Annotated in this window: 22 protein-coding genes; 3 read left to right on the top strand and 19 right to left on the bottom strand. The window is 45.1% G+C overall.

The genetic code is table 11. The features are described 5' to 3' along the window. Positions 1-96: 96 nt before the first annotated feature. The 5 genes from hpt to L0U88_RS06850 all read right to left on the bottom strand — a co-directional run bounded on the left by hpt (position 97) and on the right by L0U88_RS06850 (position 4,780). A complete protein-coding gene (gene hpt, locus L0U88_RS06870) occupies positions 97-639 on the bottom strand; it encodes a hypoxanthine phosphoribosyltransferase (RefSeq protein ID WP_234864941.1) in 543 nt (180 codons plus the stop codon). A 1-nt stretch (position 640) separates the two neighbouring features. After that, positions 641-1,849, bottom strand: coding sequence for a glucosaminidase domain-containing protein (locus L0U88_RS06865; protein WP_234864940.1), 1,209 nt, complete (start codon positions 1,847-1,849; stop codon positions 641-643). 4 nt (positions 1,850-1,853) lie between these two features. Then, positions 1,854-2,495 carry an O-methyltransferase gene (locus L0U88_RS06860; protein ID WP_234864938.1) on the bottom strand — a complete coding sequence of 214 codons (642 nt, stop codon included), beginning with the start codon at positions 2,493-2,495 and terminating at the stop codon, positions 1,854-1,856. Between the two features lie 32 nt (positions 2,496-2,527). Beyond that, the gene (locus L0U88_RS06855; RefSeq protein WP_234864936.1) at positions 2,528-3,223 is read right to left on the bottom strand and encodes an LOG family protein; all 696 of its coding nucleotides are present in this window, start codon (positions 3,221-3,223) and stop codon (positions 2,528-2,530) included. A gap of 102 nt (positions 3,224-3,325) precedes the next feature. Continuing rightward, positions 3,326-4,780, bottom strand: coding sequence for a sodium:solute symporter (locus tag L0U88_RS06850; RefSeq protein ID WP_234864934.1), 1,455 nt, complete (start codon positions 4,778-4,780; stop codon positions 3,326-3,328). Positions 4,781-4,847: 67 nt separating this feature from the next. Here L0U88_RS06850 and L0U88_RS06845 point away from each other — a divergent pair, with 67 nt between their 5' ends. After that, on the top strand, positions 4,848-5,387 hold the full coding sequence (locus L0U88_RS06845) for an LOG family protein (protein WP_234864932.1): 540 nt from the start codon (positions 4,848-4,850) through the stop codon (positions 5,385-5,387). 2 nt (positions 5,388-5,389) lie between these two features. On the opposite strand, the gene L0U88_RS06840 is transcribed toward L0U88_RS06845, so the two are convergent. The 13 genes from L0U88_RS06840 to L0U88_RS06780 form a co-directional block, all read right to left on the bottom strand. After that, positions 5,390-5,992, bottom strand: coding sequence for a hypothetical protein (locus L0U88_RS06840; RefSeq protein ID WP_234864930.1), 603 nt, complete (start codon positions 5,990-5,992; stop codon positions 5,390-5,392). 14 nt (positions 5,993-6,006) lie between these two features. Further along, complete coding sequence (locus L0U88_RS06835) at positions 6,007-7,053, bottom strand: PorP/SprF family type IX secretion system membrane protein (RefSeq protein ID WP_234864927.1); 1,047 nt, start codon at positions 7,051-7,053, stop codon at positions 6,007-6,009. Between the two features lie 16 nt (positions 7,054-7,069). Further along, a complete protein-coding gene (locus tag L0U88_RS06830) occupies positions 7,070-10,708 on the bottom strand; it encodes a DUF7948 domain-containing protein (RefSeq protein ID WP_234864925.1) in 3,639 nt (1,212 codons plus the stop codon). Positions 10,709-10,782: 74 nt separating this feature from the next. Then, complete coding sequence (gene recG, locus L0U88_RS06825) at positions 10,783-12,903, bottom strand: ATP-dependent DNA helicase RecG (protein WP_255722993.1); 2,121 nt, start codon at positions 12,901-12,903, stop codon at positions 10,783-10,785. A 27-nt stretch (positions 12,904-12,930) separates the two neighbouring features. Next, positions 12,931-14,136 carry a glycosyltransferase family 2 protein gene (locus tag L0U88_RS06820; RefSeq protein WP_234864923.1) on the bottom strand — a complete coding sequence of 402 codons (1,206 nt, stop codon included), beginning with the start codon at positions 14,134-14,136 and terminating at the stop codon, positions 12,931-12,933. A gap of 91 nt (positions 14,137-14,227) precedes the next feature. Beyond that, entirely contained in the window at positions 14,228-15,391 is a 1,164-nt protein-coding gene (locus L0U88_RS06815; RefSeq protein ID WP_234864921.1) for a sugar transferase, read from the bottom strand. 27 nt (positions 15,392-15,418) lie between these two features. Continuing rightward, positions 15,419-15,823, bottom strand: a complete 405-nt coding sequence (locus tag L0U88_RS06810) for a response regulator (RefSeq protein ID WP_234864919.1) — start codon at positions 15,821-15,823, stop codon at positions 15,419-15,421. A gap of 274 nt (positions 15,824-16,097) precedes the next feature. Further along, complete coding sequence (locus L0U88_RS06805) at positions 16,098-17,312, bottom strand: glycosyltransferase family 2 protein (protein WP_234864916.1); 1,215 nt, start codon at positions 17,310-17,312, stop codon at positions 16,098-16,100. Positions 17,313-17,326: 14 nt separating this feature from the next. Then, positions 17,327-18,244: an ROK family protein gene (locus L0U88_RS06800; RefSeq protein ID WP_234864914.1), complete on the bottom strand. Its 918-nt coding sequence runs from the start codon at positions 18,242-18,244 to the stop codon at positions 17,327-17,329. A 25-nt stretch (positions 18,245-18,269) separates the two neighbouring features. Beyond that, the gene (locus tag L0U88_RS06795; protein ID WP_234864912.1) at positions 18,270-19,562 is read right to left on the bottom strand and encodes an MFS transporter; all 1,293 of its coding nucleotides are present in this window, start codon (positions 19,560-19,562) and stop codon (positions 18,270-18,272) included. Positions 19,563-19,576: 14 nt separating this feature from the next. Next, positions 19,577-20,236, bottom strand: coding sequence for a beta/alpha barrel domain-containing protein (locus L0U88_RS06790; protein WP_234864910.1), 660 nt, complete (start codon positions 20,234-20,236; stop codon positions 19,577-19,579). After that, complete coding sequence (locus tag L0U88_RS06785) at positions 20,229-21,245, bottom strand: sugar kinase (protein ID WP_234864908.1); 1,017 nt, start codon at positions 21,243-21,245, stop codon at positions 20,229-20,231. Before L0U88_RS06785 ends, L0U88_RS06790 begins: the two co-directional genes overlap by 8 nt. Before the next feature lie 106 nt (positions 21,246-21,351). Next, positions 21,352-22,689 (bottom strand): sugar porter family MFS transporter, encoded by a 1,338-nt coding sequence (locus tag L0U88_RS06780; protein WP_234864906.1) that lies wholly within the window; start codon positions 22,687-22,689, stop codon positions 21,352-21,354. A 52-nt stretch (positions 22,690-22,741) separates the two neighbouring features. On the opposite strand from L0U88_RS06780, the gene L0U88_RS06775 reads away from it, so the two are divergent. After that, the gene (locus tag L0U88_RS06775) at positions 22,742-23,782 is read left to right on the top strand and encodes a LacI family DNA-binding transcriptional regulator (RefSeq protein ID WP_234864904.1); all 1,041 of its coding nucleotides are present in this window, start codon (positions 22,742-22,744) and stop codon (positions 23,780-23,782) included. 8 nt (positions 23,783-23,790) lie between these two features. Beyond that, positions 23,791-24,423, top strand: coding sequence for a class I SAM-dependent methyltransferase (locus L0U88_RS06770; protein WP_234864902.1), 633 nt, complete (start codon positions 23,791-23,793; stop codon positions 24,421-24,423). A 3-nt stretch (positions 24,424-24,426) separates the two neighbouring features. On the opposite strand, the gene L0U88_RS06765 is transcribed toward L0U88_RS06770, so the two are convergent. Beyond that, positions 24,427-25,197 (bottom strand): NIPSNAP family protein, encoded by a 771-nt coding sequence (locus L0U88_RS06765; protein WP_234864901.1) that lies wholly within the window; start codon positions 25,195-25,197, stop codon positions 24,427-24,429. Positions 25,198-25,206 lie beyond the last annotated feature (9 nt).

The following is a 25,206-nucleotide window of genomic DNA, read 5'->3' as shown; positions in this document are numbered from 1 at the left end:
AATAATATGGCAACTACAGTTTTCAGGACGGCGGGAATTACAACTCGAAATTAGGTCATATTAGGTTTTAGGGGTACCAAAAAAGCCGGTTGAGCTTTAATGGTTCTCCTTTAACTGGTAAATCTCCGGAATATTGCGTCCAAGCCCATCATAATCTAATCCATAACCCAGTACGAACTTATCCGGGATACTGAATCCCAGGTATTTGAGTGGAACCGGGAAGCGCGTGGCATCCGGTTTGTGCAACAATACAGCCAGTTCCAGGGAGGCCGGTTGCTGGTGGTGTAACTGGGGGAGAAACTCGTGCAAGGTTTTACCGGTGTCTACAATATCCTCTACAATAATAACATGCCGGTCGTGGATATCTGTGTCCAGCCCTATAGCAGTTATCACCTGGCCGGTAGACTTGGTCCCTTTATAAGAAGCCAGTTTAATAAAGCAGATTTCTGCGTCTATGTGGATGGCTTTAAAGAGATCTGAGGCAAACATGAAGGAACCATTCAGGATGGCTATAAACAGGGGCTTCTTTCCCTCGTAATCGCGGTTGATTTCTGCTGCCAGTCGCTGTACCTGCCCATTGATTTCTTCAGCCGTCAGATAGGGCTCGAACAGTTTATCCTTAACCTGTAAAACAGACATATCAGTTGGTGTAAATAAGTAATTGTTGGCCGGTTTTCAGTCCATTAGTATTCAACTGGTTCCATTCTTTAACCTGCTCAATACTAACTCCGTATTTTTTACTGATACCGTAGAGGGTTTCCTTTTCCCGCACGATGTGCTGTACCGGTTTTTGTTTGAAGGATGCCTGCTGTACCAAATCAGTTGGCCTGGAACTGGTATAAGCCAGCTCGGATCTTTGTTTCGGACGTTTATCACCAGCCAGCAGTGGCTGTTTGGGCGATTTTTCTTTCAGGTACAAACGTTCTCCTGGTGCCGGCTCCATATCAGGGTGCAGGTGATTCAATTCCAGCAGGGTGCCATAACGAATACCTTCTGCCTGCGCGATATCATACAAAGTTTCATTTGAACCTACAATATGAAAGAGTCCGGCTCCTGTTTTCTTTTTCCGCTGCAGGAAAATAAGTTGATCGGTTGCCAGGAGGTCACCTTCTCCCGGGGTAATATCATTATAGTCTAGTAAGCGCGCCAGAGAAACCCGATGTTCATCTGCCAGTGCAAGCAAGCTGGTTCCCGCCTTCGCATATAAAACTTTGGTATAATTGATTTCAAAAACTCCGGAAGGATAATTTGTAACAACAGGTGGAACAGGAATCTCTATCACATCTTCCTTTGGCGGACGAATACCTACCAACAGCTCATTGGATGGAGCTTTCTTACCGAGTGCAATCAGCGTATAGTCCTGCAGGTTATAGGTTTCAATCAGTTTGATCAGAATCTGGGAATACTTGATATTGGTTGCATAACCTGCTTTTTTAAGTCCATAAGCCCAGGCTTCGTAATCGGTTGGATCAAGCTTGAAAAGAAAGCCATAGCGCTGGTTGGACTTTAGAAAATCTGAATGATCGCGGTATGAATCGGACGCTGATCCATAACTACGGAAACATTCACCAGCAGCATCATCATCGTGATAGACTTTATCACCTGTCCAGGTAGACTTACACTTAATTCCGAAATGATTGTTCGAACGCATTACCAGGTCACTCTGGCCGGCCATGGTTTCATGAATTCCCTGGGCCAGTTTGATGGCAGCCGGTACACCGGTGCGGAGCATTTCATCTACAGCCAGTTGCCGGTATTCCTGTATATACGCAAGTACAGTCGGATTTTGCTGGGCATTGGTCCGGCTGATAAAAGCGATAAACAGAATCAATAGGATTGGACGCTTCATGATCTTAGTTTTTCCGGATTAATAAAAGTCCGTCGCGAAGGGTAACCAGGCTGGTCTCCACCCTTGGATCAGACTTTACATGTTCATTAAATGCATGTATGGCTTTCGCATTTTTTCCACTGATCACGGTTTCAAGCACCTGACCATGGAACAACACATTGTCTGCAATAATCAACCCACCTTTTCTGAGCCTGGGAACCACCAGTTCATAATATTCAATGTACCCGGTTTTATCTGCATCGATAAAAACCAAGTCCCAGGTAAAAGGCAATTGTGGAATGATGGTGGCAGCCGGACCAACCATCAGATGAATCTGATTGGCATAGGCAGAACGATCAAAATAAGCTTTTGCTGTTTCTGCATCTTCCTGCCTTATTTCAATGGTATGTAAGCTGCCGGTTGGAGTCAGTCCTTCAGCCAGGCAAAGTGCACTGTATCCAGTAAAGGTTCCGACCTCCAGGATGTATTGAGGTTGAAGGAGCCGACTGAGCATAGAAAGAAATCGCCCCTGCAAGCGACCACTCAGCATATGCGCATGCGGATGATTTGCCTGCGTATACTTGTTAATCTCCTCCAACAGGGGTGATTCTGCAGAACTAAACCGCTCTGCATATTCATTTATCGGCTGATGAATCAATTCTTCCAAGTGGACAATTTGTGTAAAAATAGCCCAAAATTTTAGAAGTTCGGCTGCAGCGGATGTTTACTGTAGAAATGCAATACCTGTTCAGCTACTTCATCAGCAGTATCCACCATTTTCAGCAGGTCCAGATCCTCAGGAGAGATATAACCTTCCTTCAGCATGGTAGATTCGAGCCAGTTCATGAGTCCGCCCCAATAAGAGCTATCCACCAGGATCAGCGGAACCTGCAACATTTTTCCGGTCTGGATCAGGGTACCAACTTCGAAGAATTCATCCATGGTACCAAAGCCACCGGGCATCATAACGAAACCCTGAGAATATTTGGTAAACATGGTTTTGCGAACAAAGAAGTATTCGAAATTCAGGTTGGCATCTCTGTCGATATAAGGGTTTGCATGCTGTTCAAAAGGCAGTTCGATATTCAGTCCCACCGATTTTCCGCCACCCAACTGTGCACCTTTGTTGGCAGCTTCCATAATACCCGGACCACCACCTGAAATGATACCGAAACCTTCATCTGCCAAACGTTTGGCAACATCTACCGTCAGTTCATATGCAGGGTGACCTGGTTCAGTACGTGCTGATCCAAAAATGGAGATACAGGGCCCCAGTTTGGCCAGTGCTTCAAATCCATCCACAAACTCTGCCATGATTTTAAAGATCTGCCAGCTCGACTGCGCTTTTGATTCACTCCAGCGCCTTTGCTTCGTCATACGGATCGTATCGTTCATAGTCTTCCATTTTAAGGTTAGGAGACAACAATGCCACCCATTTAAATCGATGGATGGCATCGTAGGTTTACATCCTTAAAACGTAGATTTTCCTGCTTTAGTTTATGCCAGGGCAGGTTTTTTGGAGATCATTAACAAGCCCAGGAAAGTGATTAATCCGTTGATAAGCAGCAGCTCAATACCGATCTGGTATCCGCCGAACAACTTATCTGCATTTTCACTGATCAGGTAACTAAGCACCGGTGAAAGCAAACAGATAATAGTAACCGCTATACTGTCGGCAAACTTCCTGTTGGTCAGGATGCCGAAGGAGAAGAGTCCGAGTAATGGTCCATAGGTATATCCTGCCAGATCCAGAATCACCCCGATAATTGATTTGTTATCAATCAGTTTGAAGATCAGGATGCAGACCATGAAAATCACCGTGAAAGTCAGGTGAACGGTCATGCGTATGCGCTTTTGAGATTTTTCCGTAAGGGATGGATTTCTCTTAATGCCAAGCATATCGATACAGAAAGAAGAAGTGAGGGCCGTAAGCGCTCCATCTGCACTGGGGAAAAGTGCTGAGATGAGGGCAATGATAAAAATCACAGCTGTAATAGGCGGAAGATAACTCAGTGCCACTGTTGGGAAGAGATCATCACCGGATACATTCATTCCTTTTTGTGCAGCGAAGATATAGAGCAATCCGCCCAGCAGCAGGAAAAGAAAATTCACGAAAACGATGATCACACTGAAGGTCATGATATTTTTCTGAGAGTCCTTCAAGGTTTTTACGGAGATATTCTTCTGCATCATTTCCTGGTCGAGGCCTGTCATGGCGATGGTAATAAAAGCACCACCCAGAATCTGCTTAAGGAAGAAGCCCTTGCTGTTGACATCAAAATTGAAAATATTGGTATACCCTTTGGCGGAGAGGGCAGACATGGTTTCACTGAAATTGAGACCCAGGTTGTTCATGATGTAGATAACGCAAACTACCAACCCGAGTAACATGAAACTGGTTTGAAGGGTATCGGTATAAACAATTGTTTTTACGCCCCCTTCAAAGGTATAAAGCAGAATCATGAGCAGGATGATCAGGGAGGTAACAACAAAAGGAATACCCAAATCATCGAGTATGAAAAGTTGAAGAACATTGATCACCAGGTAAAGCCTGGCAGTTGCGCCGATCGTACGTGAAATAATAAAAAACAGGGCGCCGGTTTTATAGGCAGTGAACCCAAATCGTTGTTGCAGGTAATTGTAAATGGAAGTCAGGTTCATTTTATAATAGATCGGCAACAACACATAGGCGATCACAATATAACCCAGCAGGTAACCGATTACCACCTGCATATAGCTGAAAGCGGAGGTGGCTACGGTGCCGGGAACCGATACGAAGGTCACTCCACTCAATGAGGTACCGATCATACCAAAAGCTACCAGCATCCAATTCGAATTTTTGTTTCCGATAAAGAAACTTTCGTTGTTGGAGTTTCGGGAAGTGATGTAGGCAACAACCAGTAAAACAGCAAAATATGCGATCACAAATGTGAAGAGCAAAGTAGAGGACATGCGACAAAGATTTTATAAAAATTGACACAATGTAAATAGGAATACGCTTACTTTGACACAATTATCTATGAATATAAAAGCAATTGCTGTTTTTTGCGGATCGCAGGCCGGCAATAACCCAATATTCGCGAAACACACAGCAGAACTGGGCAAATTGTTGGCCATGCTGCAGATCAAACTCGTGTATGGCGGAGGCAAAAAAGGATTGATGGGCATCATTGCAGACTCAGTGCTGGAACATGGTGGAGAAGTAATGGGAGTGATTCCCAAGGTATTAACCGAATGGGAACAACAACATACTGGAATAACAGAGCTGGCAGTAGTACCTGACATGCATACCCGCAAGCGAATGATGTATGAAATGAGTGATGCCGCAATTATTTTACCGGGGGGATTCGGCACCATGGATGAGTTTTTTGAAATGCTCACCTGGAACCAGCTCAAGATTCACGACAAGAAAATATACCTGCTCAATTCAGGAGCTTATTACCAGCATCTCATCCTGTTTATGCGCCAGGCTGCCACAGAACAATTTTTATATGAACCCATTGAAGACCGGATTATCGTATGTGATAACCCGGTTGAGTTGTTTAATAAGATTCAATAGGATCAAAATCCTGCATTGAAGCCCACGGTCATGAAGATATTATTTCCATAAGGAGTACTGGGATTGGGCCAGTTTCCCCGCTTATTTAAGAGATCATATTGGGCCATGATGATGAGTCCGCCAGCTCTGCCTGCAGGCAGATAGGCTCCCACTCCAGCAAGGAGGGAAGGCAGAATTTTTCCATTAATTGATCTTTTCACTTCCTGCTGTGAAGTGTAATCAATATTACTTCCCCAGATATAATTCATTTCCGGTTGTAATTGAATAAAACCCTGCTTAATAGGGTAAAGGCGTCCGAACAGATTCATACCTGCAACACCGTACCGGTCTTTTTGAACCACAGTGCTGCCGGAACGATATTTCCGCTGGGAAAACTGGCCATTTATTCCAATACCGGCTGCGAGAAAATCATTGAACCGGTAGCCCAGTTGCGGAGAAATATTGATGAAGGTAAAGTTGCCAAAACTCATGGCGAAGTTTCCTCCTACAAAGAGGCGGCTTCTGTCGAATCCCTTGGGTGTTTCTTCTGCAGTATCATCCTGTGCAAACAGGCTGCCTGTGATAAGGCAAAGACAGGTTAGCGCAAGTAAGCTTCTTTTCTTCATGGTTCAAATTTACTCTAAAAAGTCGGACAGAGGGATTGCCGTAGATTACCCTGGCCTTCACTGTAAAATCCATGTTTCAACAGAGAAAATTCAATTGCACCGCGGGCATTGTTGTATTGTGCAAGAGAGGAAGTGGTAACATCATAGGTGAAACTCATTCTGAAATTTTTCCATTGAAATCCGATCAGTGGAATCAGCGACTCCCCTATCCTGTAGTACATACCGCCTATCACCTGGGTTTCACCATCGCCGCTCAGATTGTAGTTGGCACTTAAACCACCAACCAGTTCAGAGGCACTCGCCTGGTTGGTATAATAAGCCATTGGATTAACAATTACCTGTTGATTCACCTTAATGCTGGCATTCACAAAACCGATATAACGTGGAGCCAGGCGGTTGTCAAAACCCGTTTCAGTAAAGAATGTTTCCCTGGGACGATTGATATGATGTACAGAAAAACCACCATTCACATATAGATCTTCTGTCGGGAAATAAGCATAGTTCAGTCCCACCTGCATATCCATATAACCGATACTGGTAGAATTGAAAGCCACATTGGTTGGCACACCTGCATCAAAGAAACCGGTAGCCTGGTTGAATTGATCCGGAAATTTCAAACGGGTCGGATCAATGCGTTTATTCGCCCATCCAAGGTTAAAACCGGCTGAAAGTAAACTGGATAATCCAAGCATTTGGTGATAGGCGAGTGATCCATATACTTTGGTAGAAGTCAGGTTTCCGCTTCCGGCAACATCTCTCAGTATAACTCCACCTACACCCAGCCAGCCATTTTCAATGCGATCGCGCATGATCTGCGCATCACCAAAAATGCTGATGGTTTTATAAGGCACATCCATCACGTTGATAAACTGACTCCGGTAGTTGGCCCCAATCCGAAAATCCGCATCAGGAATAAATCCGGTATTGGCAGGGTTGGTGGTAAGAGGAGAATTAAACCACTGCGAAAACCGGAGATCCTGTGCATAACTCAGGTTCATTGTTAAAAGCGCCAGCAGGCAGCAAAATCCGAAGCGCCACAAGTACATTCCACGTTTCATCATGCTACTTCTTTTTGTGTTAACGGATCAGGGTTATATCACCTTTTTTGGTAGTCCTGGTTCCATCGGTAAATTCAACTTCCAGGATATAAGCATAGGCATCCATCGGCTGTACCACGCCGTTAAACCGACCATCCCATCCAAGTTTGGTGCTGTTGGATTCAAATACTTTCTGACCAAAGCGATTGAAGATCATGAATCGCATTCTGCCAATTCCAAATCCCCGAACATAGATCACATTATTGGGAGCTGATCCCAGTGGCGTGAAGGCATTAGGCAGATCCACTTTAGGAACAATCAGTGCTTCCACCGGCAGGCAGAGGGTATCCGCACAACCAGACTGATTAACAGCAACCAGGCAGGCATCGTACTGACCGGTGCGATTGTATTGATGTTCAATTGGTAACCTGTTTGAGGTATTCAGGGTTTCGCCATCTCCAAAATCCCATGCAAAAGCAATGGCATCTGCAGAAGAATTATTCCGGAAGATAGTGGGCGTATTTTCTATGGGAGTAACCGGACTATAAGTAAAGGCCGCCGTAGGGGCACTCTGAACTAATACATCCCTGAACGTTTGATCGGTAATGTTACAGGTATTAGGATCAGTAACGGTGAGGGTTACCCGATAGGTTCCTGGATTCTGGAATAGCTTGACAGGTGTTTTTTCTGTAGAAGTAGTACCATCTCCGAAATCCCATAAATAGGTTTGTCCGGCTATACTTGTGTTTTCAATTTCTGCCGTATAAGGAGCACATCCGTTTGGAAGTTCAAAGCGTGCTTCTACAAGGGGAGCCAGGTTAAATTCCTTCAATACCGAATCACCCGAATTACAATAGATTGTATCCCGGATAATTAATCTGATTCTGTATGTACCGGCAGCCTGGTAACTGTGAGTAACCGATTGTGGTCCGGATATGATCCTGGTACCATCACCGAAATCCCATACAAAACTAGTATCGGTAAAAGGTTTGCCGGCAGGGGGAGTAGATAAATTATCAAACCGGAAAGACAGTGATTCACAGGGATCCAGTTTGACGGCATTGAAATCAATCAACGCTTCGTCTGCCCGTACACGCATATTGATGTAGGCAGTATCCCTGATATTACAACTATTGGAATCCACAGCTATCAATCGCACCCGGAAATTGCCGACCTGCGTATAAGTATGCTGCACTTCAAAATTGGTGGTAATCTGATCCGGTGAACCGTCCCCGAAATTCCATTCATAACTTTGCGCATTCCGGATGGTATCCCGCAAGGTAACAGTAAGTGGAACACAACCGGAGGTATCAAATACTCCACCGATGGCGGCAGTAACGCCAGCCCCCACACCTGCAAAATTGAAAGCGATTTTAAGGGCAGCGAGATTACATTCCGCTCCATTTCCTGTATTGTGCGAGCCGGAGAAACGATTCGAGCAACACCATGCACCAGGAGTAACTGGAAATACAGGCCGCGTTGGAGTCAGGGAAGAACTGTAACAGTTTGCACACATGGCCTGGTAAATCACTCCTTCCTGGTCGAACCTGCTAGTACCGCCATCCACATGCTCAGAGAAATTTCCATTCTGGCCAAAGAAACTTCCATAGAGCAACTCTGTTGCATCGCGTTTGATTACGATGAAATAAAAGTCGTTGTTATCTGTGGTACGCTTAATCGCATCATCTGTAACCGGCATACCGGTGGTACCAGCCATATTAAAATTAGCCAGATTGGTTCCACCCCAACCGGAAACATACACATTTTCACAACGATCTACCAGGAAAGCAACAGGGGAAATATTAGGTAAGCTGGAATTGGTTCCATAAGTAGTTGTATAAACCCAGCCTGAAAGATCAGGTCTTAGTTTGCCGATAAATTGTTTAGCACCATCGGTACCATACACTGCATTGATACGTGGCCAGTTTCCAAAGGTGATTCCCATAATGTAAGGATCACCCTGCCGGTCGAATTCAAAACCCAGCACTGCATCACGTTGTGGTGTACCGATATAAGTTGATTTTTTATGTACGGTTCCATCGCCGGAGAAGATGGCAATAAAACCATCCGGTTGATCTCCTCCAAAAGTCTGACCTAAAGTGCCCGACTTATCACCCGGAAAATTGTCACTCAGGGTTGCACCACAAATCCAGATATCGCCATTGAAGGGATGAATACCAAGTACAAAACCTGCATCAAAGGCAGAACCTCCCAGGTAGGTGGACATCAACACGTTTGACAGGGAAGGGTCAGTTTTAATCAGTACGGCATCCTGTCCGCCGCCAAACGTCCGGTAAGGGGCATTAGCAGTAGTGAAAAAATTATTGGAACGCGTACAGGAAGCCAGGTAGATATTTCCGGCTCTGTCAATATTCACTTCACTTCTGGCGTCGTCTCCATAGAAATTAATCAGCTGTCTTGTTGTACCGGTATGACTGTCGCCGGAGTTCTCTCCATCGTTTTCGGCACCACCGATCCGGATGGATCCAATGAGGCCAGTACCACTTGGATTCAGTTTTGCCAGTACAATATCATAGCCGCCTTGCGGACCAAAAGTGCGGAGTGCCGGAAAATTGGAGGAATTGGTTCTGCCTGCAATTACGAGATCGCCCTGCGGATCCACAATTAAACTATGTGGTTGGTCTGCATTGTCGCCGCCAATATAGGTAGCATACAATCGCTGGGTTCCGGAAGGATCAAATTTCATGATCCCCATGTTGAATTTACTTTGTCCACGGCTTGCCTGAAAACTTGTCTGAAATGCTCCCGGTGATGTTGGAAATCCATCTCCGAAAACAATTCCTCCACTATATAAACTACCATCCGGACCATAAGTAGCTGTATATCCCCAGTTATCAGACCGGCTGCCAGTGAACGTTGCGAAGATCAGCGTGGGATCAATTATCAGTGGAACAGATTTATCGTAGGCTTCCAGTTGAAAGAACACCTGGTTGCCACGCACTGCATATCGCGAAGGGATTTCAGTTCTGCCTTTTGGACCAACCTGGAACGTGTAAGGCGGCAATTCCCGAACTTCTCCTACACTTGTTTTTATAACCAGTTCTCCTTTGCTCAGGGATAGTTTATCAACCCCATCGTATTTCATAACAATCTGAGATGGATTACCACCAGGCTGCACTATGAATTCATATTTGAGGAATCCTTCATCGGAATAGTATCGGATATCAATATTCGGGTATACATTCTTGTAAGTAACGGTGCTGTATACACGACAATTCGATCCGAATTTGGAAGGATCATTTCCTAAAAAATAAGATACCACTCCCGGCAATGGTTTTTCGGGAATGAGTTGCGGGTTGGCAGTCATTCCAACCAATTCCATTTTGTAAGCATGTGAACGAAGTACAAATGTTTCATCTTCTGCTCCACCTTCTGTTGGTATGGCAACACTTGCTTTAGAAGCGGTTGCTTTATTCTTATTTCCCTTTCCCCCACCGGATGGTTCATCGTGCATATGTCCATGCCCGAGAGAGGCCAGTTTTTTTAGATCATCGGGATTGTGTTGCAGTACCGTGAAGCCTTTATGCTGAAGGAAAAAAGCACCGTTTCCGAGATCCCCTTTAAAAGTTACAGAGGGATCCCATTGCCCTTTGTTTTCAACAAACTCAAGGCCAAGTGTATTCTTTTGAGAAAATCCTGCAAAAGAACATAGGGTCAAGATGAGTATTTGGATTGTGCGTCTCAAGGTCTATTGAATTTACATCAAATAATCGATTATTCCAGTCAGTAGATTTACGATATCCTGCTCCAGGCCAGTTTTCCTTTCTGCGCCTGAAGGTATAATTTTAATGCGCTGTTTTCTTCCCGCTTCAATTCCGGATCTGTTTCCAGCACCTGTGCTGCCTGGTATTTTGCGGCATCCAGCCATTGTTTATCTTTTATGAGATCTGCCAGCTTGAAGTTCAACATTCCACTCTGACGGGTGCCTTCAATATCACCCGGGCCTCTTAATTCCAGGTCCTTTTCTGCAATCCGGAAACCATCATTTGTAGCACACATAATTTTCAACCGTTCGCGTGCCTCATTGGTTAGCTGGGTGCCTGTTAATAATATGCAAAAACTCTTTTCACTTCCTCTTCCGACTCTCCCTCTTAACTGATGGAGCTGTGATAAACCGAATTTTTCTGCACTTTCAATTACCATTACACTCGCATTGGGTACGTTAACACCTACTTCTATCACTGTTGTTGCCACCATGATCTGAGTATCGTTTTGTACGAATCGTTGCATATTGGTTTCCTTGATATCCGGCGCCATTCTGCCATGCACCATGCTGATCCAGTATTTGGGTTCGGGGAAAAATGCTTTGATGTTTTCGTATCCCCGCATCAGGTTTTCCAGGTCCAGTTTTTCAGATTCTTCAATGAGCGGAAAGATGCAATATGCCTGTCGGCCTTTTTGAATTTCTTCTTTTATGAAATCCATAACCTGGCCTCTTGAATAATCAAAACGATGAACAGTTGTGATGGGTTGTCTGCCAGGAGGCAACTCATCAATAATACTATAATCAAGATCCCCGTAGGCAGTCATGGCCAGTGTTCTTGGGATAGGCGTGGCTGTCATAACCAGTACATGGGGAGGAATATTTGCTTTTTTCCAGAGTCGCGCCCGTTGTGCAACACCAAAGCGATGCTGTTCATCAATAATGGCCAATCCCAGTTGCCGGAATTGAACCGGATCCTCTAATAAAGCATGTGTACCTACCAATAAATGCAAATCACCAGCTGCCAGTTCTTTCAGTATTTTTTTTCTTGCTGCAGCTTTTGTGGATCCTGTTAGTAATGCAATTTTAACAGGCATCTCTTTTAGAAGCGCAGAGAGTCCCTGGTAGTGCTGAGTGGCTAAAATTTCAGTGGGTGCCATCAGGCTGGCCTGGAATCCATTATCTACAGCCAGTAACATGGAAAGCAATGCCACAATGGTTTTGCCGCTTCCAACATCCCCCTGCAAGAGGCGGTTCATCTGTCTTCCATGGGCCATATCCTGCCTTATTTCCTTTAGCACACGTTTTTGTGCATTGGTAAGCGCAAAGGGCAGGTGATTATGATAAAAGTTGTTGAAATGTTCTCCCACCTGTGAAAAGATGACACCTCTTGAATAGCGGTGCCGTTCTAGTTTTATCAATCCAAGCCGGAGTTGTGCAATGAACAACTCTTCAAATTTCAGCCTGGCGAGTGCGCGCTGGTAGGCCAGTTCGGATATGGGAAAATGAATCTGCTGGTAGGCTTCATATCTCGAAGGAAACTGGTATTCCTGCAACAAACGAGCAGGCAGATTTTCGGGAAGATCTCTTTCCTGCAAAGCTTCCAGCAGGGTAAACATTAGTTTGCCTAATTGCCGCCCGCCCAGGGATTTGGCCTTGAGTTTTTCAGTACTCGGATAGATGGGTTCAAGAAATGCTTTTCCGCCAGCTTTGGCAGGCGTATAGACTTCCATTTCCGGATGCGTTAGCTGGAGCATCCCATTGAAATAGCCGGTTTTACCATAAACGAGATAAGCCTGTCCGATCTGAATGTTTTTCTGTATCCAGTTAATTCCCTGGAACCAGACGAGTTCCAATATGCCGGTTCCATCTTTGAGTTGCGCCACCAATCTACGGCCCCGGTTTTCTCCCAGGACCTGCATGGATTGAATAGTACCTGCTACCTGGATGTATTCCATGGAGGGACTAACCGAAGCGAGTTGAGTAATTTTTGTTCGATCAATATGCCGGAGTGGAAAATGATCCAGCAGATCACGGAAGGTGAAAATCTGAAGTTCTTTTTTCAGGATATCTGCCCGCAGTGGGCCTACCCCTTTCAGGTATTCAATCGGACTGGATAATATGGGTGCATCAAAGTTGATGGAAAACAATTTGGGCTCAAAATTAGCATACCGGGATTATTTCTGAGATTCTTTCAGCCCGGTATAGGATTTCGGAGTTGGAATAAACTCTTTTCTGCCGGTTTTTACTTTCAGCAATGCTCTTAACATGGCTACCATCAGGGCAGGTAAACTGAGTAATGCTTTGATGGTGGGAGAAGAATAGTACCTGGAAGGCATGGCGATGGCAAGGGTAAGCAGGAAAAACAGGAGCAGGCTCAGCCACCAACCGGGCACCGGAAAGAAAAAAGCCCATCCGGTGGCATATCGAATGATGACCAATACAAGGATGGCCGAAAAAACAACCAGGTATAGCGACCTTGGTAATAATAAGTTTTGCACCAGTTTATTGTAATAATGGCGGTCTTTATAGATGCCAATCATATCCGGTTCCCAGAACATCCGAAGATGGTACCACTGGGCTTCCAGCCAGCGCAGGCGTTGCTTTTCGAACACATCATGACTGGCCACTTTTTCGTCCAGCACCCATGCTTCCGGTAGGTAATGCATCTGGATACCCCTTTTCAACAATTGCATATCAATTTCCCTGTCTTCACCGGGGTTCTCCAAAATCGGTTTCCAGTTGAAGATGGATTTAAGCAGGTTAAATTCGAATGCCATCCCGGAGCCGGAAGGAGCTGCAGAAAAACCAAGAGCCTGTTGCCCCTGCCGAAAGAGGTGGTTATTGATTTCTTCGCTGATTGCATCGAGTAGGGCTACACTGGTTTGTTCATTTTTTGCGGTGCGATGACATTGAATGGCCTGGTGACCTGCTTTATACGCATTGTTTACAAGTCGCAGGCAATCCGGTTTCATGATATTGTCTGCATCCAGCAGCATTACCAGATCATATTGACCGGGCAGCAATGTTTCCATTGCGGAATGGATGGAGCGCGATTTCATCCTGGTATTTACCTCCAGCACACTTGCACCAAGATGCCGAAGTTGTTGTACTGTCATCGGCTTGAGGGAGTCCGCGACTACCATCACGTCAAATTTATCTCTGGGATAATTGTGCAAAATTGCTTCCTGAACCGTATGGCAGATAATGTGATCGTCGCGGAAACTTGGAATTAATACCAGGATGTTTGCCAGTTCACTGGCCTCAGGGATTGGGTCTTCGCGGTACATAAGTCCGGCTATTGCAACTACCAGTAAATAGGTTATGCTGCAAAAAAGGTAGATAAAAATCAATAATCCGGCTATGTATAAAAATGTTACCACATTAATCGGAAAAGTATAAAAAAAGAACGGTATTCTAAATACAACCTAAAAAGCCGGCATCAGGCCGGCTTTTGGTTGGGAATTAAGTTGATCAGGAAATATTTGATTTTTGAATCAGGGCTGGCGGTGTATGAGCTATGATCCATAAATCAAATAGGAAATTCTGTTTTTGCGCATAGGTGATGTCCAGTTTGATGCGCTCTTCCACAGACATGCAATGGCGATCTTTTTTACGGATCTGCCATAAACCCGTTATGCCAGCTGGGGCCATGAACCGCTTTGACCATTCATCTGTGGTAAGCATGGCAGCTTCGTATAAGGGCAAAGGACGGTTACCAACTATTGACATATCACCCATCAATACATTAAAAAATTGGGGAAGTTCATCCAGGCTGGTATTTCTCAGGAAACGACCGAAGCGGGTTGCACGCGGGTCATTGGTAATCTTGAAGAAAACACATCCATTGTCTTCATTGTACTCATTTCGATGCTTCACCTCATCTTTCTGAGATTCGGCGTCGAGCTTCATGGTACGAAACTTATAAAAGTTGAATATCCGGTAACCGCGACCAGCTCTTTTCGAGATATAAAAAACAGGCCCCCTGCTCTCCAGTTTGATGATCAGAGCGATCAGCAACATCAGCGGACTCAACAGTATCAGTGCAGTTGAAGATACCAGGATATCAAATAGTCTTCTTCCAAATCCGAGCGGCGTCAGTTTCGCCTGCTCAGCCACTTGTTCCATTTTATATTCAGACCGGGAACAGTTCCTCTTTTTCACTTTTGAAAGAAAATCAACGCGCTGGATCAGCTTGTCATCTGCTTTGCGGGTATCGATAACGTCATCGAATAAACGCATCAGCAAAGCTTTGTCTTTTGCTTCCACCATTTTGCCGGCAGAATCCATGATAACCGGAATAGCACGGAACTTTTCAATTGACTTCAGGTAGGCATTCAGATTAGCTGCTTCAGCTAATTCCAAATTTCCTTCTACGATAATAACTTGTGGTATAGTTTTTGATTGAGAATCGATGCGCTGAAGAATTGCTATCGCCTTCGGAACGGATTCAGCGGCATATCCACCTTCAAACAGGTGAACGAGATAATCAATATTGCGGGAATTTTTTCCTATAAAGAAAAATTCCCTGTTATGCAAAACAGCCACCGGTGCGGCCTGATGCTCGCGGGTAATAGAATACCTGCGATACGTAGGCTGCTGGGAAGCTATTGGGGTTAATTGTAAAGTTTGTTCCATTCAGGTAAGGTTTATACGAAAGTTTTATCAAACTACTTTCAACAGTTTTTTTGAACCTGCCACAGGTGATTTGATCAAAGCTTCCAATGTTTTTATAAGGTCAACGGGATTAAATGGCTTATGAAAAGCTGCTTCCACTTCATAACGGGAACACACAGTGGCGATTTCTTCTTCTTCCAAAGAAGAAATGACTACCATAGGTATGTTCTTATACAGCTCACTTGTTTTAAAGTATTCAACAATTTCCCAGTTAGCGGTATCAGGCAGTTCAGGATCTACTACAATAGCAGAAGGCAGCTCCGACCTGGTTAACCAATACATAGCATCTCCTGCTTCAGAAGCAGTGATGGCGGTAAATTGTTCACTCAAAACAGTGTGCAGTAAAAATCGAATCGATTTACTAGCTGTGATTACGAGTATTTTTCTTTTCATCCTTGAATAATTAAGTTTTGTTAGAAACTCAATTTTTCAATAGGAGTTCAATTGGAACGGTTAGGCTTTCAATGGGTACTTGGAACAATCAACATCAGCGCTACCTGATGGGTAATCAGAAAAATACTACTAATGGAGGTGAGTTCTTAGGATTGTGGAACGGTAAGCAAGCTTCCTAAGTGCATTTACTTAGGCTATCGTGGGGTAAAAGTAATATATATTTCGATTTTAAGAAATCTACGGAGGACTTTTTTCTATTTCAGCGTAAAAATACTTATTCACCGGATGCTTCCTCCTGATCCGGATTAACGGGAACCCTTATGCGGTTTGCTTTTTCCCATTTGGCGTCTGTTCCACCTGTTAGATATTTTATCAACCCCGCCAGGATAGCCCAATGCATGAAAACAAAATAATAGGGTATATATACGATGGGCCATTTCGTATTTGTACGAGCCCCCAGCCAGCCGATCACAGCCAGGCTATAAAAGAGCAGCTGAAGCAATCCGGCCAGTTCGTATATTCCACCAGCTCCTTTTACTACCAGGTAAACCGTGCTTAGCGCCAGCATTATCAATGCCGGTGCTGCTGCCACCCAGCGTAAAACCCGGTGGGAAAAGAATTGAAAAAACAAAAGGGGATTGTTCCCGTACTGCCAGCTTTTGGATAATCTGCCCAGCGCCTGGAACCCTCCTGCTGCAATCCGGATCTTTCTTTTTTGTTCCTCTTCCAGATTAAAAGAACCTGTCTCAACAGCTCTTGCATCCGGTTGATACGCTACCCTGTAGCCTGCTTCACAGATCCGCATGGAAAGTATAAAATCATCCAGTACGGTATCCGGCTCCAGCGGAGTAAACAGACTGGTTCTCAATGCCAGTAATTCTCCGGCGGCTCCCACAATGCTATGAAGCCGGGCGTCATTCTGCTTCAGAAAGGATTCATATTTCCAGTAAAGACCCTCTCCTTCCGATGAAAGTTCTTCGGATGCTGAACTCACTACCAGTTTCTCTCCTGATACTGCACCAACCGCAGGATAGTCAAAGGGTTGTACCAATTGCAACAAGGCCTCTTCATTCAATACAGTATTGGCATCTGTCAGAACTACCAGATCACTGGTTATATCCTGCATGGCCCGGTTGATGGCAGCCGCTTTTCCGAGTCGCTCAGTTTCATGCAGCAGGTCCACCTGTGGAAATGCCCGCACGATCTGTTCTGTACCATCAGTGGAACCATCGGTTATTACCAGCACCCTGAATTTCTCCCTTGGATATCGCAGGGAAAGGGAATTACGGATCTTCCCTCCTATTACGGTTGCCTCATTGAAGGCCGGGATCAGGACTGTAACCGAAGGCAGCTCGGCGTCAGTCAGCTTGCCGGGCGCGTACCCTGGTTTTCTTTGTGCCAGGACATAGACCAGTAGTCCATATCCTATATAGATATAGATAAGCAACAGCAGGCTTACCCAAAACAGTATTTGAAAAAAAATTTCCATGTTGGCTCCGGCTCTTAGCGAGGACCAGCTACCAATGCAGCTGCACCAAAAACACCTGCACTGTCGCCCAATTTCGGTGCCAGAACAGGTGTATCCAGCCGGTTATTGAAGATATGTTTTTCGAGGCTGGCTTTTCCGTCGGTATAAATGCTGGTAATATTTCCAACCCCTCCACCAACAATGATCACATCCGGATCCAGCAGATTGGTGATAATTGATACTGCTTTCCCGAAATAATGATGCAATCGGTGCAGGGTCTGGATAGCTGCGTCTTCTCCCTGGCTGGCTGCTTCCACAATTTCCTTCAGGGTCTTTTTTAGTCCGGTCTCCTTAGTATAATATCGCTGCAATGCTGGCCCGCTTAATATGGTTTCCACACAACCGGCGCGACCGCAATAACAGGGTCCACCAGATTCATCGAGAAAGATATGTCCCCATTCTCCGGCGATTCCATTTTTGCCTTCCCAGATTACTCCGTTATAAACGATACCTCCACCTACGCCGGTTCCCATGATGATACCAAAAACCATCCTGGCGTCAGGAGCCTCCTGCTTAACTGCACCCCAATGTGTTTCAGCCAGTGCAAAGCAGTTGGCATCGTTTGCCAGCACCACCGGTATTCCCAGCTCTTTTTCCAGGTCCGCTTTTAAGGGGTTACCATTGAGTGCCGTACTATTGCAGTTTTTCATGGTTTGCAGAATGGGATCCAGTACACCCGGAGTTCCAATGCCTATACTTTCAGGCTTCAATCCGGATTCCTCCATCATGCGCTTTACCAGCACTCCTATTTGGGAAACAATATGCTGATAGCCTTTATCGGCTTCTGTTGGAATGCGGGTTCGAAGGATCGGTTGCGGATCACCGGTAGCAGGCAGGATTACCCCTTCAATTTTTGTTCCCCCAAGATCGATTCCCCAAATGGCAGTTGGCATGGTTGTTTTTTGATGTCTAAAATAATCAAACTTTGATCTCTTTCATTTTAGGAACCAGCAGGTGCATGATTCCCCAGGCAACCAGGTAGGCCATAGAACAAACAAGAAACATGATAAAATAACCGGCTTCAATCTTGCCCAGCGCCTTATAATGATCGAAGAGCAGTCCGGCCATCTTGGCAATTAAGATGCCCCCCAATGCGCCGGCCATCCCGCCCAAGCCGGTTACAGATCCTACAGAAGATTTAGGAAACATATCGGATACAGTAGTAAATATATTAGCACTCCAGGCCTGGTGGGCAGCTGCCGCCAGTCCGATTATCACCACAGCCAGCCACATATTGATACTACCTAGCCATTGTGCCAGCATCACCGGCAAAGCTCCCAATGCATAAATAAACATGGCTGTTTTCCTGCTTCTGAATACAGGCCAACCAGATTTGATAAAGCGTAAAGGCAACCAGCCTCCTACCACGCTTCCTACCGTTGACATCATATAAACCAGGGCAACCGGTATAGCAATTGCAGTATTGTCCATCTGGTATTCCGCTTTCAGAAAAGAAGGCAGCCAGAAAAGGTAAAACCACCAAACGGGATCGGTAAGAAACTTACCAAGCACAAAGGCCCAGGTTTGCCGGAATCCAAGCAGGCTGAACCAAGGGAGTTTAGGACTATCATCTGTCGTTGGTTCCGTAGCAGTATCACTATTAATATGGGCCAGTTCTTCACTGTTTACTTTTGGATGTACAGCAGGGGCGCTGTAGGATTTAAACCAGAAAATCAGCCAGATAAAACCAGTTGCAGCAGTCAGGATGAATGCCCACTCCCATCCCCAGGTGGCTGCTATATAGGGAACAGTCAGCGGTGCCAGGATGGCGCCTACATTGGCGCCTGAATTAAAGAGTCCGGTTGCCAGTGCTCTTTCTTTTTTGGGAAACCATTCCGCTACGGTTTTGATAGCCGCCGGGAAGTTACCTGCCTCTGTTATGCCCAGGGCAGCTCTTGCTACAATAAATCCAAGTGTGGAACTCACCAGTGCATGACCACCTGCTGCGAAACTCCAGCCGATGATGGCTAGTGCATAGCCCATTTTGGTTCCTATCTTATCAACCAGGGGCCCCATCAACAATAAACCGATGGCGTAGGATAACTGAAAGGCAATTACAATATCTGCATAGTCTGATTCAGACCAACCGAATTCAAGTTCAAGCGGACCTTTTAATAGACTTATTACAGCCCGGTCCAGATAGTTAATCGTAGTGGCAAAAAATACCAGTCCGCATATAGTCCACCGATACTTCGTTTTTTCATTTTTCATATGGTCAAGTACATTTATTTTACCTGCTTCACCAGTTCAAGCGCTCGTTTGGCATCTTTTGTTATCTGCGTATAATCACCACTGGCCAGCAATTCCTTCGACAGAAATTTACTGCCCAATCCAACTGCGCTTACTCCCGCCCGGAACCAGGCCTGCAAATTATCAATCGTTAGCTCCACTCCACCAGTTGGCATAAAACTGAGCTCAGGAAATATATCCCGGATCCCTGCCATAAAAGAAGGCCCGAGCAGATTTCCAGGGAATAGTTTAATGAACTCCGCACCGGTAGACTGCGCCAGTAAAATTTCTGAAACGGTCATAGCACCCGGAATCCAGGGTTTACCTGCCGCATGTACGGTTTCTCCAACTGCCTGTACTGTACCCGGACAAATCACCAGGTCTGCCCCTGCATTTAGAAAAGCAGTAGCCTGCGCGGGTGTTTTGATGGTACCAATTGCCAGGGTCAGATCCGGCCAGCTGGTATTTCTTTTTTTGATCAGTTCCGTAAAATGGTCCAGGGCCTGCTCTCCCCGGTTGGTAAACTCCACCATCCGGATACCCCCATCATACAATGCCTGCATGGTTTGCTCACAAACAGCATAATCAGGATGATAAAACAAGGGCAATACAGCCTGCTCCCTGAGTTTGGTGTAGATAGTTGAATGATCAGCCATGTTGTGCAATTTTTTGATGAATCGAGTCAAGGGTTTGCCGGGTAAAATCGCCTTTTTCCTGCAGTTTGCCAACCGCAGCAGCTGCCGCCAGGTTTACCGCAGCAGCAATATCCGATTGCTGTACCCAACTGTGTAGTAATCCGGCCATGAAACAGTCGCCACTGCCAACCCGGTCAATAATATGCTGAACTTTCCATTCTTTTGAAACAAGCTGGCTTTGCCTTGTGTCCAGTGTTGCGTAATACTGAATCCCTTCCTGTTGATCAAACCGAAACGTATTGGCAACCCAAGTACAGGAAGGCGCCAACTCACGGATATACGCAGCCGTAGTTGTGGCTTGTTGTAGATAAGCTGCTTTTGTTTGTGATGCTATCAATGTTTTATCGAGTGGCGCTCCGAGTAATTCTGCTGCCGACCAGATATTTCCCATTACAATACTGCAATGCTTTATTAATTCCGGCATCACTTCAGCCGGAGCTGTACCATATTTCCACAGTTTATTCCGGTAATTGAGATCAACGGAGATGGTGATTCCTAATGCAGCAGCAGCTTCAACAGCTTCTTTACAGACAGTAGCGGCGCTTGCATTCAGGGCGGGACTAATCGCGCTGAAATGAAAGAGATCACAACCGCTAAGCAGGTTTTTCCAATCGATGGTTCCTGGTTGCAGTGTGGAAAAAGAAGACCCCGCTCGATCATAAATTACGCCGGCGTTTTTCAGATCAGCACCCTGGGGAAGAAAATAAATTCCGATACGATTTCCACTACGCTGCATTGCTGAAGTATCTAATCCCATGCGCTGCATTTCCAGCAGCACATCATCCGCCATGCTATTCTCAGGCAGGGCAGAAATATATTTAACCGGATGCTGCCAATGACTGAGTGCGGCTGCCACATTGAACTCGGCTCCACCGAGGTAAACCGGCATGGAAGCCTGCTGCATCCAGGCAGCAGGTAATTCCGGCGACATCCGTAAAAGAAATTCTCCCAGACAAGCAATCTTTTTCATTCGTTCACTTACTGTTTTGCATTACTGGCTAAACTAAGGATTCAGCAAGCAAAACACCGATAGCGCTTACTATTTAATTGTGCAAACGTTTTCACGGAGCAAGTTTTTACTTTTCAATCCCAAGCTCCTGCTGGATCTGTTCCAGGCTTTTCCCTTTTGTTTCCGGAAGAAACCGAACGACAAAAATCAGGTGCAATACCATCATCACGGTGTAAAACAGAAAGGAGTAATAACCACCTTGCGGACTCCCTTCCACAATAATCGGGAAGGTCCAGGATATAATAGCTGCCATGATCCAATGTGTGAAACTGCCCAATGATCCTCCCTGGGAACGCACCGAGTTCGGGAAAATCTCAGCAATGAAAACCCAGATCACAGCCCCCTGTGAAAAAGCAAAGAATGCAATAAAGCCGATCAGGTAAATCAACACCAGTTGATTTCCTGCCATATCACCTTTGAAAGCCATTGCTGTCAGTCCTAAAAACAGGATCATTCCCAATGAACCGATAATGAGAAGTTTTTTTCTGCCAAACCGATCAATCATGGTCATGGCCAGCAAGGTAAACAGCAGGTTGGCAGCTCCAATATAAACAGGTTGTAAGTAGGCATCGGCCTGGGAAAATCCTGCCATTTCAAAAATGCGTGGAGCGTAATATAAAATTGCATTGATGCCAGCCAGTTGATTGAACATCGCAAGCAGTACAGCAAACAAAATGGGCTTTCTGAATTTCGATGTAAACAGTTTTTCCGGAACCGGGCTGATATCACTGCTGGTTTCTTCCTGTATCTCTGCAACAGCCTGCAGATCACCGGTTCGCTCAAAGATTTTTTTTGCTTCTTCCGGCTTTCCGTTGATCCATAACCAGCGCGGACTTTCAGGTATGCTTCGCAACAAAATAGCAAAAAGCAGAGAAGGAACCACCATCACCCCAAGCATCCATCTCCAGGAATCTTCACCCATACCAACAAACAAAAAATTTGTGAGGTAGGCTACGAAAATACCTGCAACGATATTCAGTTGAAAAGAACCTGCCAGTCTTCCCCGGATTTCGGCAGGCGCGATTTCAGAAATATACATGGGGCCTACCACAGAAGAAGCACCTACTGCCAATCCGCCTATAAAGCGAAACAAAATGAATAATTCCCAAATGGAAGTAAGGGAACATCCAATCGCAGATAACAGGTATAAAAATGCGATAACAAGCAGTACTTTTTTTCTTCCATAACGCTGTGCAGGCATGCCTGCAATCAGTGAGCCGATTACGGTTCCGATCAGGCTGGAGGCAACTGTAAATCCCTGCCATCCTGAACTCAGGTTCCACAACGACTGAATTGTTTTTTCTGCACCAGAGATAACGGCAGTTTCAAAGCCAAAAAGAAAACCACCCAGTGCAGCGATAAGAGAAACACGTACGGCAAAATTAGTTCCGGTGCTATTCCCCATTGATTGTAATTTTAGGCGAGCAATATTCTTTAAATATACTATAGAAAAACTAGTGAATATTCAATCGATTACTATAAAAGATATTGCGAAAGCGCTGAATCTTTCGTACTCTACTGTTTCAAGGGCACTTAAAGGGAGTTACCAGATATCTGAACCCGTTAGGGAAAAAGTGCTGGCTTATGCCAGGGAGCATAAATATCGCCCCAACCTGCTGGCCCAGAGCCTGAAGAATAAAAACAGCAGATGTATTGGCCTGGTATTATGCACCATCCCCAATAGTTTTTTGGGTGAAGTCATCAATGGAATCGAGTCCGTTGCTTCTTCCAAAGGATACCTGGTGATCATCACGCAAACCAATGAATCATTGGAAAATGAAAAAAAAGCCCTGGACCATCTTACCATGCGCGCGATTGATGGCCTGCTGATTTCTGTGTCAACCGAAACCAGGGATGTCAAACACCTGGAACCCTATCATGAACGCGGATTGCCCATCGTATTTTTTGACAGGATTTGTGAGGGACTTCCTACTCATATTGTACAATCTGATAATGAGGGAGGTGCATTTGAACTGACCAAACACCTGCTTGACCAGGGTTACCGGCGCATTGCTCATATTACAAGTCCGACTCATCTCGCAATGACGCAAGAGCGACTGACAGGCTACCGACGAGCCTATAAGGAAGCAGGTTTAGCTATTGACGAAACCTTACTGAAACAGTGTGCACATGGCGGTGCTATTGTTGCAGAAGTGGAACAGGCGCTGGATGCATTATTTACATTACCGCAACCGCCAGATGCCATACTGGCTGCCAGCGATCGGATGACACAATCCAGTTTTCAATATTTACGAAGAACGGGTAAAAAAATTCCGGAGGACATTGTATTGGCAGGTTTCAGCAATTTTAATGCCCCTGAGCTTTTTTCTCCCGCCCTGACTACAATGGTACAGGATGCATTTGAAATGGGAAAAAGAGCAGCCATATTGCTGATTGAACGAATTGAGAACAAGCATAAATCCTTCACACCTGAAAAAATTGTCTTACCAGTTCAATTGCATGTGAGGGCTTCCACTCAACAGAATATCACTCAATAATTTCCGGTATGCCTGAAAACAAGTTATCTCCAACCCTTCAGCAACTGGCATATACATCCGGAAGTATCCTGATAGCAATACCGGATGAGGAAGGTATCCGGCTGAACTATCAGCAATCAGTAGCCGAAGGCAAAAAAAATGAATTTCCATATTGGGCACGAATCTGGCCATCGGCTTGGGCGATGACTGAATACCTGGATGAACACCCTGAATTATTCAATCAAAAAAAGGTAATTGAATTTGCAGCCGGACTTGGACTACCTTCTCTCCTGGCTGCTAACGGAGCTGAATCTGTAATTGCATCCGATTACCTGGAAGAGCCAGTTAATAACATCAACAAATCCATACTTGCCAACAGGTTTACCAATATGAAGGCTGCCCTTTACAATTGGAGGGATGGATTACCTGATTGGGATGCTGACCTGGTTTTGCTAAGCGATACGAATTACAACACAGAAGACCAGGCTGCTGTTGAAAGACTCATACGACATTATTTGAACCAGGGATCCACTGTATTACTGACTACCCCACACCGTTTGGCCGCAAGGGAATTGTTAGAGTCGCTCCATGAATTTTGCAGGCATACAGAAATACGGACAGTAAAAGGAACCGATATATCTGTTTATAAATATTCGCTGTGATTCTTACCAGTCGCTACAGGCAGCCGGTCGTAATAAATGTATTCCTGCTTTCGACACATTATTTTTATACATGTCTTTTGCAAGCATTTCCTTCCACTTGGGATGACTGAAAAACGCTTTCCAATGCGCTTCGCGGGAAGCAAAATTTTCGAAACAGGTCAGGTAATAAAAATTCGGCATCCGGCTACCAGTAATTACTTCACCATAAAAAGCAGCATTGAAATTTAGTTCTTTAAACAGCTCAATTTCGCCTCCTTCATTGAACATATGCACCTTGCTTTTATAACGGTCTACTGTAGCCGATTCATAGTTTCGTAATTCATAAATCCGGTTTTGGCGTTCGGTAGAAAAAACCGGCGTCTGAAGAGGAGGAGCCAGCATGAAGGACTTCATCCAGACCGTTTCAAGCCGGGTAAAAGGTGGCTTATCAAAAGGTGCATTGATAAAAAATGCAGCTGAGTTTTGGTAAACTGCATCTTTTTCAAGTCGCGCACTCAAATCAGCAGCCGACTGAACAGAACTGACAGGCAGAATAATATAGATGGCGGGGGGGCTGATGGTATCAGCCGGACTAGGTTCAAGCACCCCGATATTCTTGATTTTCGACCTATGTAAGGCAGGTAACAGGGCTTCTTCCGCATATCGGAGAATGGCAGCTTTCTGTTCCTGGGTTTCATAACGGTATATTCTCAGCTCATAGAATTCCTTTTTCGTTTGAGCGTGACTGTTGATAAACAGCAGGGAGGCAAGAGCAAAGAAGAGCAGACGTAACATGGTTGCTAC

This window comes from Flavihumibacter fluminis (assembly GCF_021491375.1).
Taxonomy (GTDB): domain Bacteria; phylum Bacteroidota; class Bacteroidia; order Chitinophagales; family Chitinophagaceae; genus Flavihumibacter; species Flavihumibacter fluminis.
Note: the sequence above shows the minus strand (reverse complement) of the source record. Positions and strands in the feature narration are given on the sequence as shown.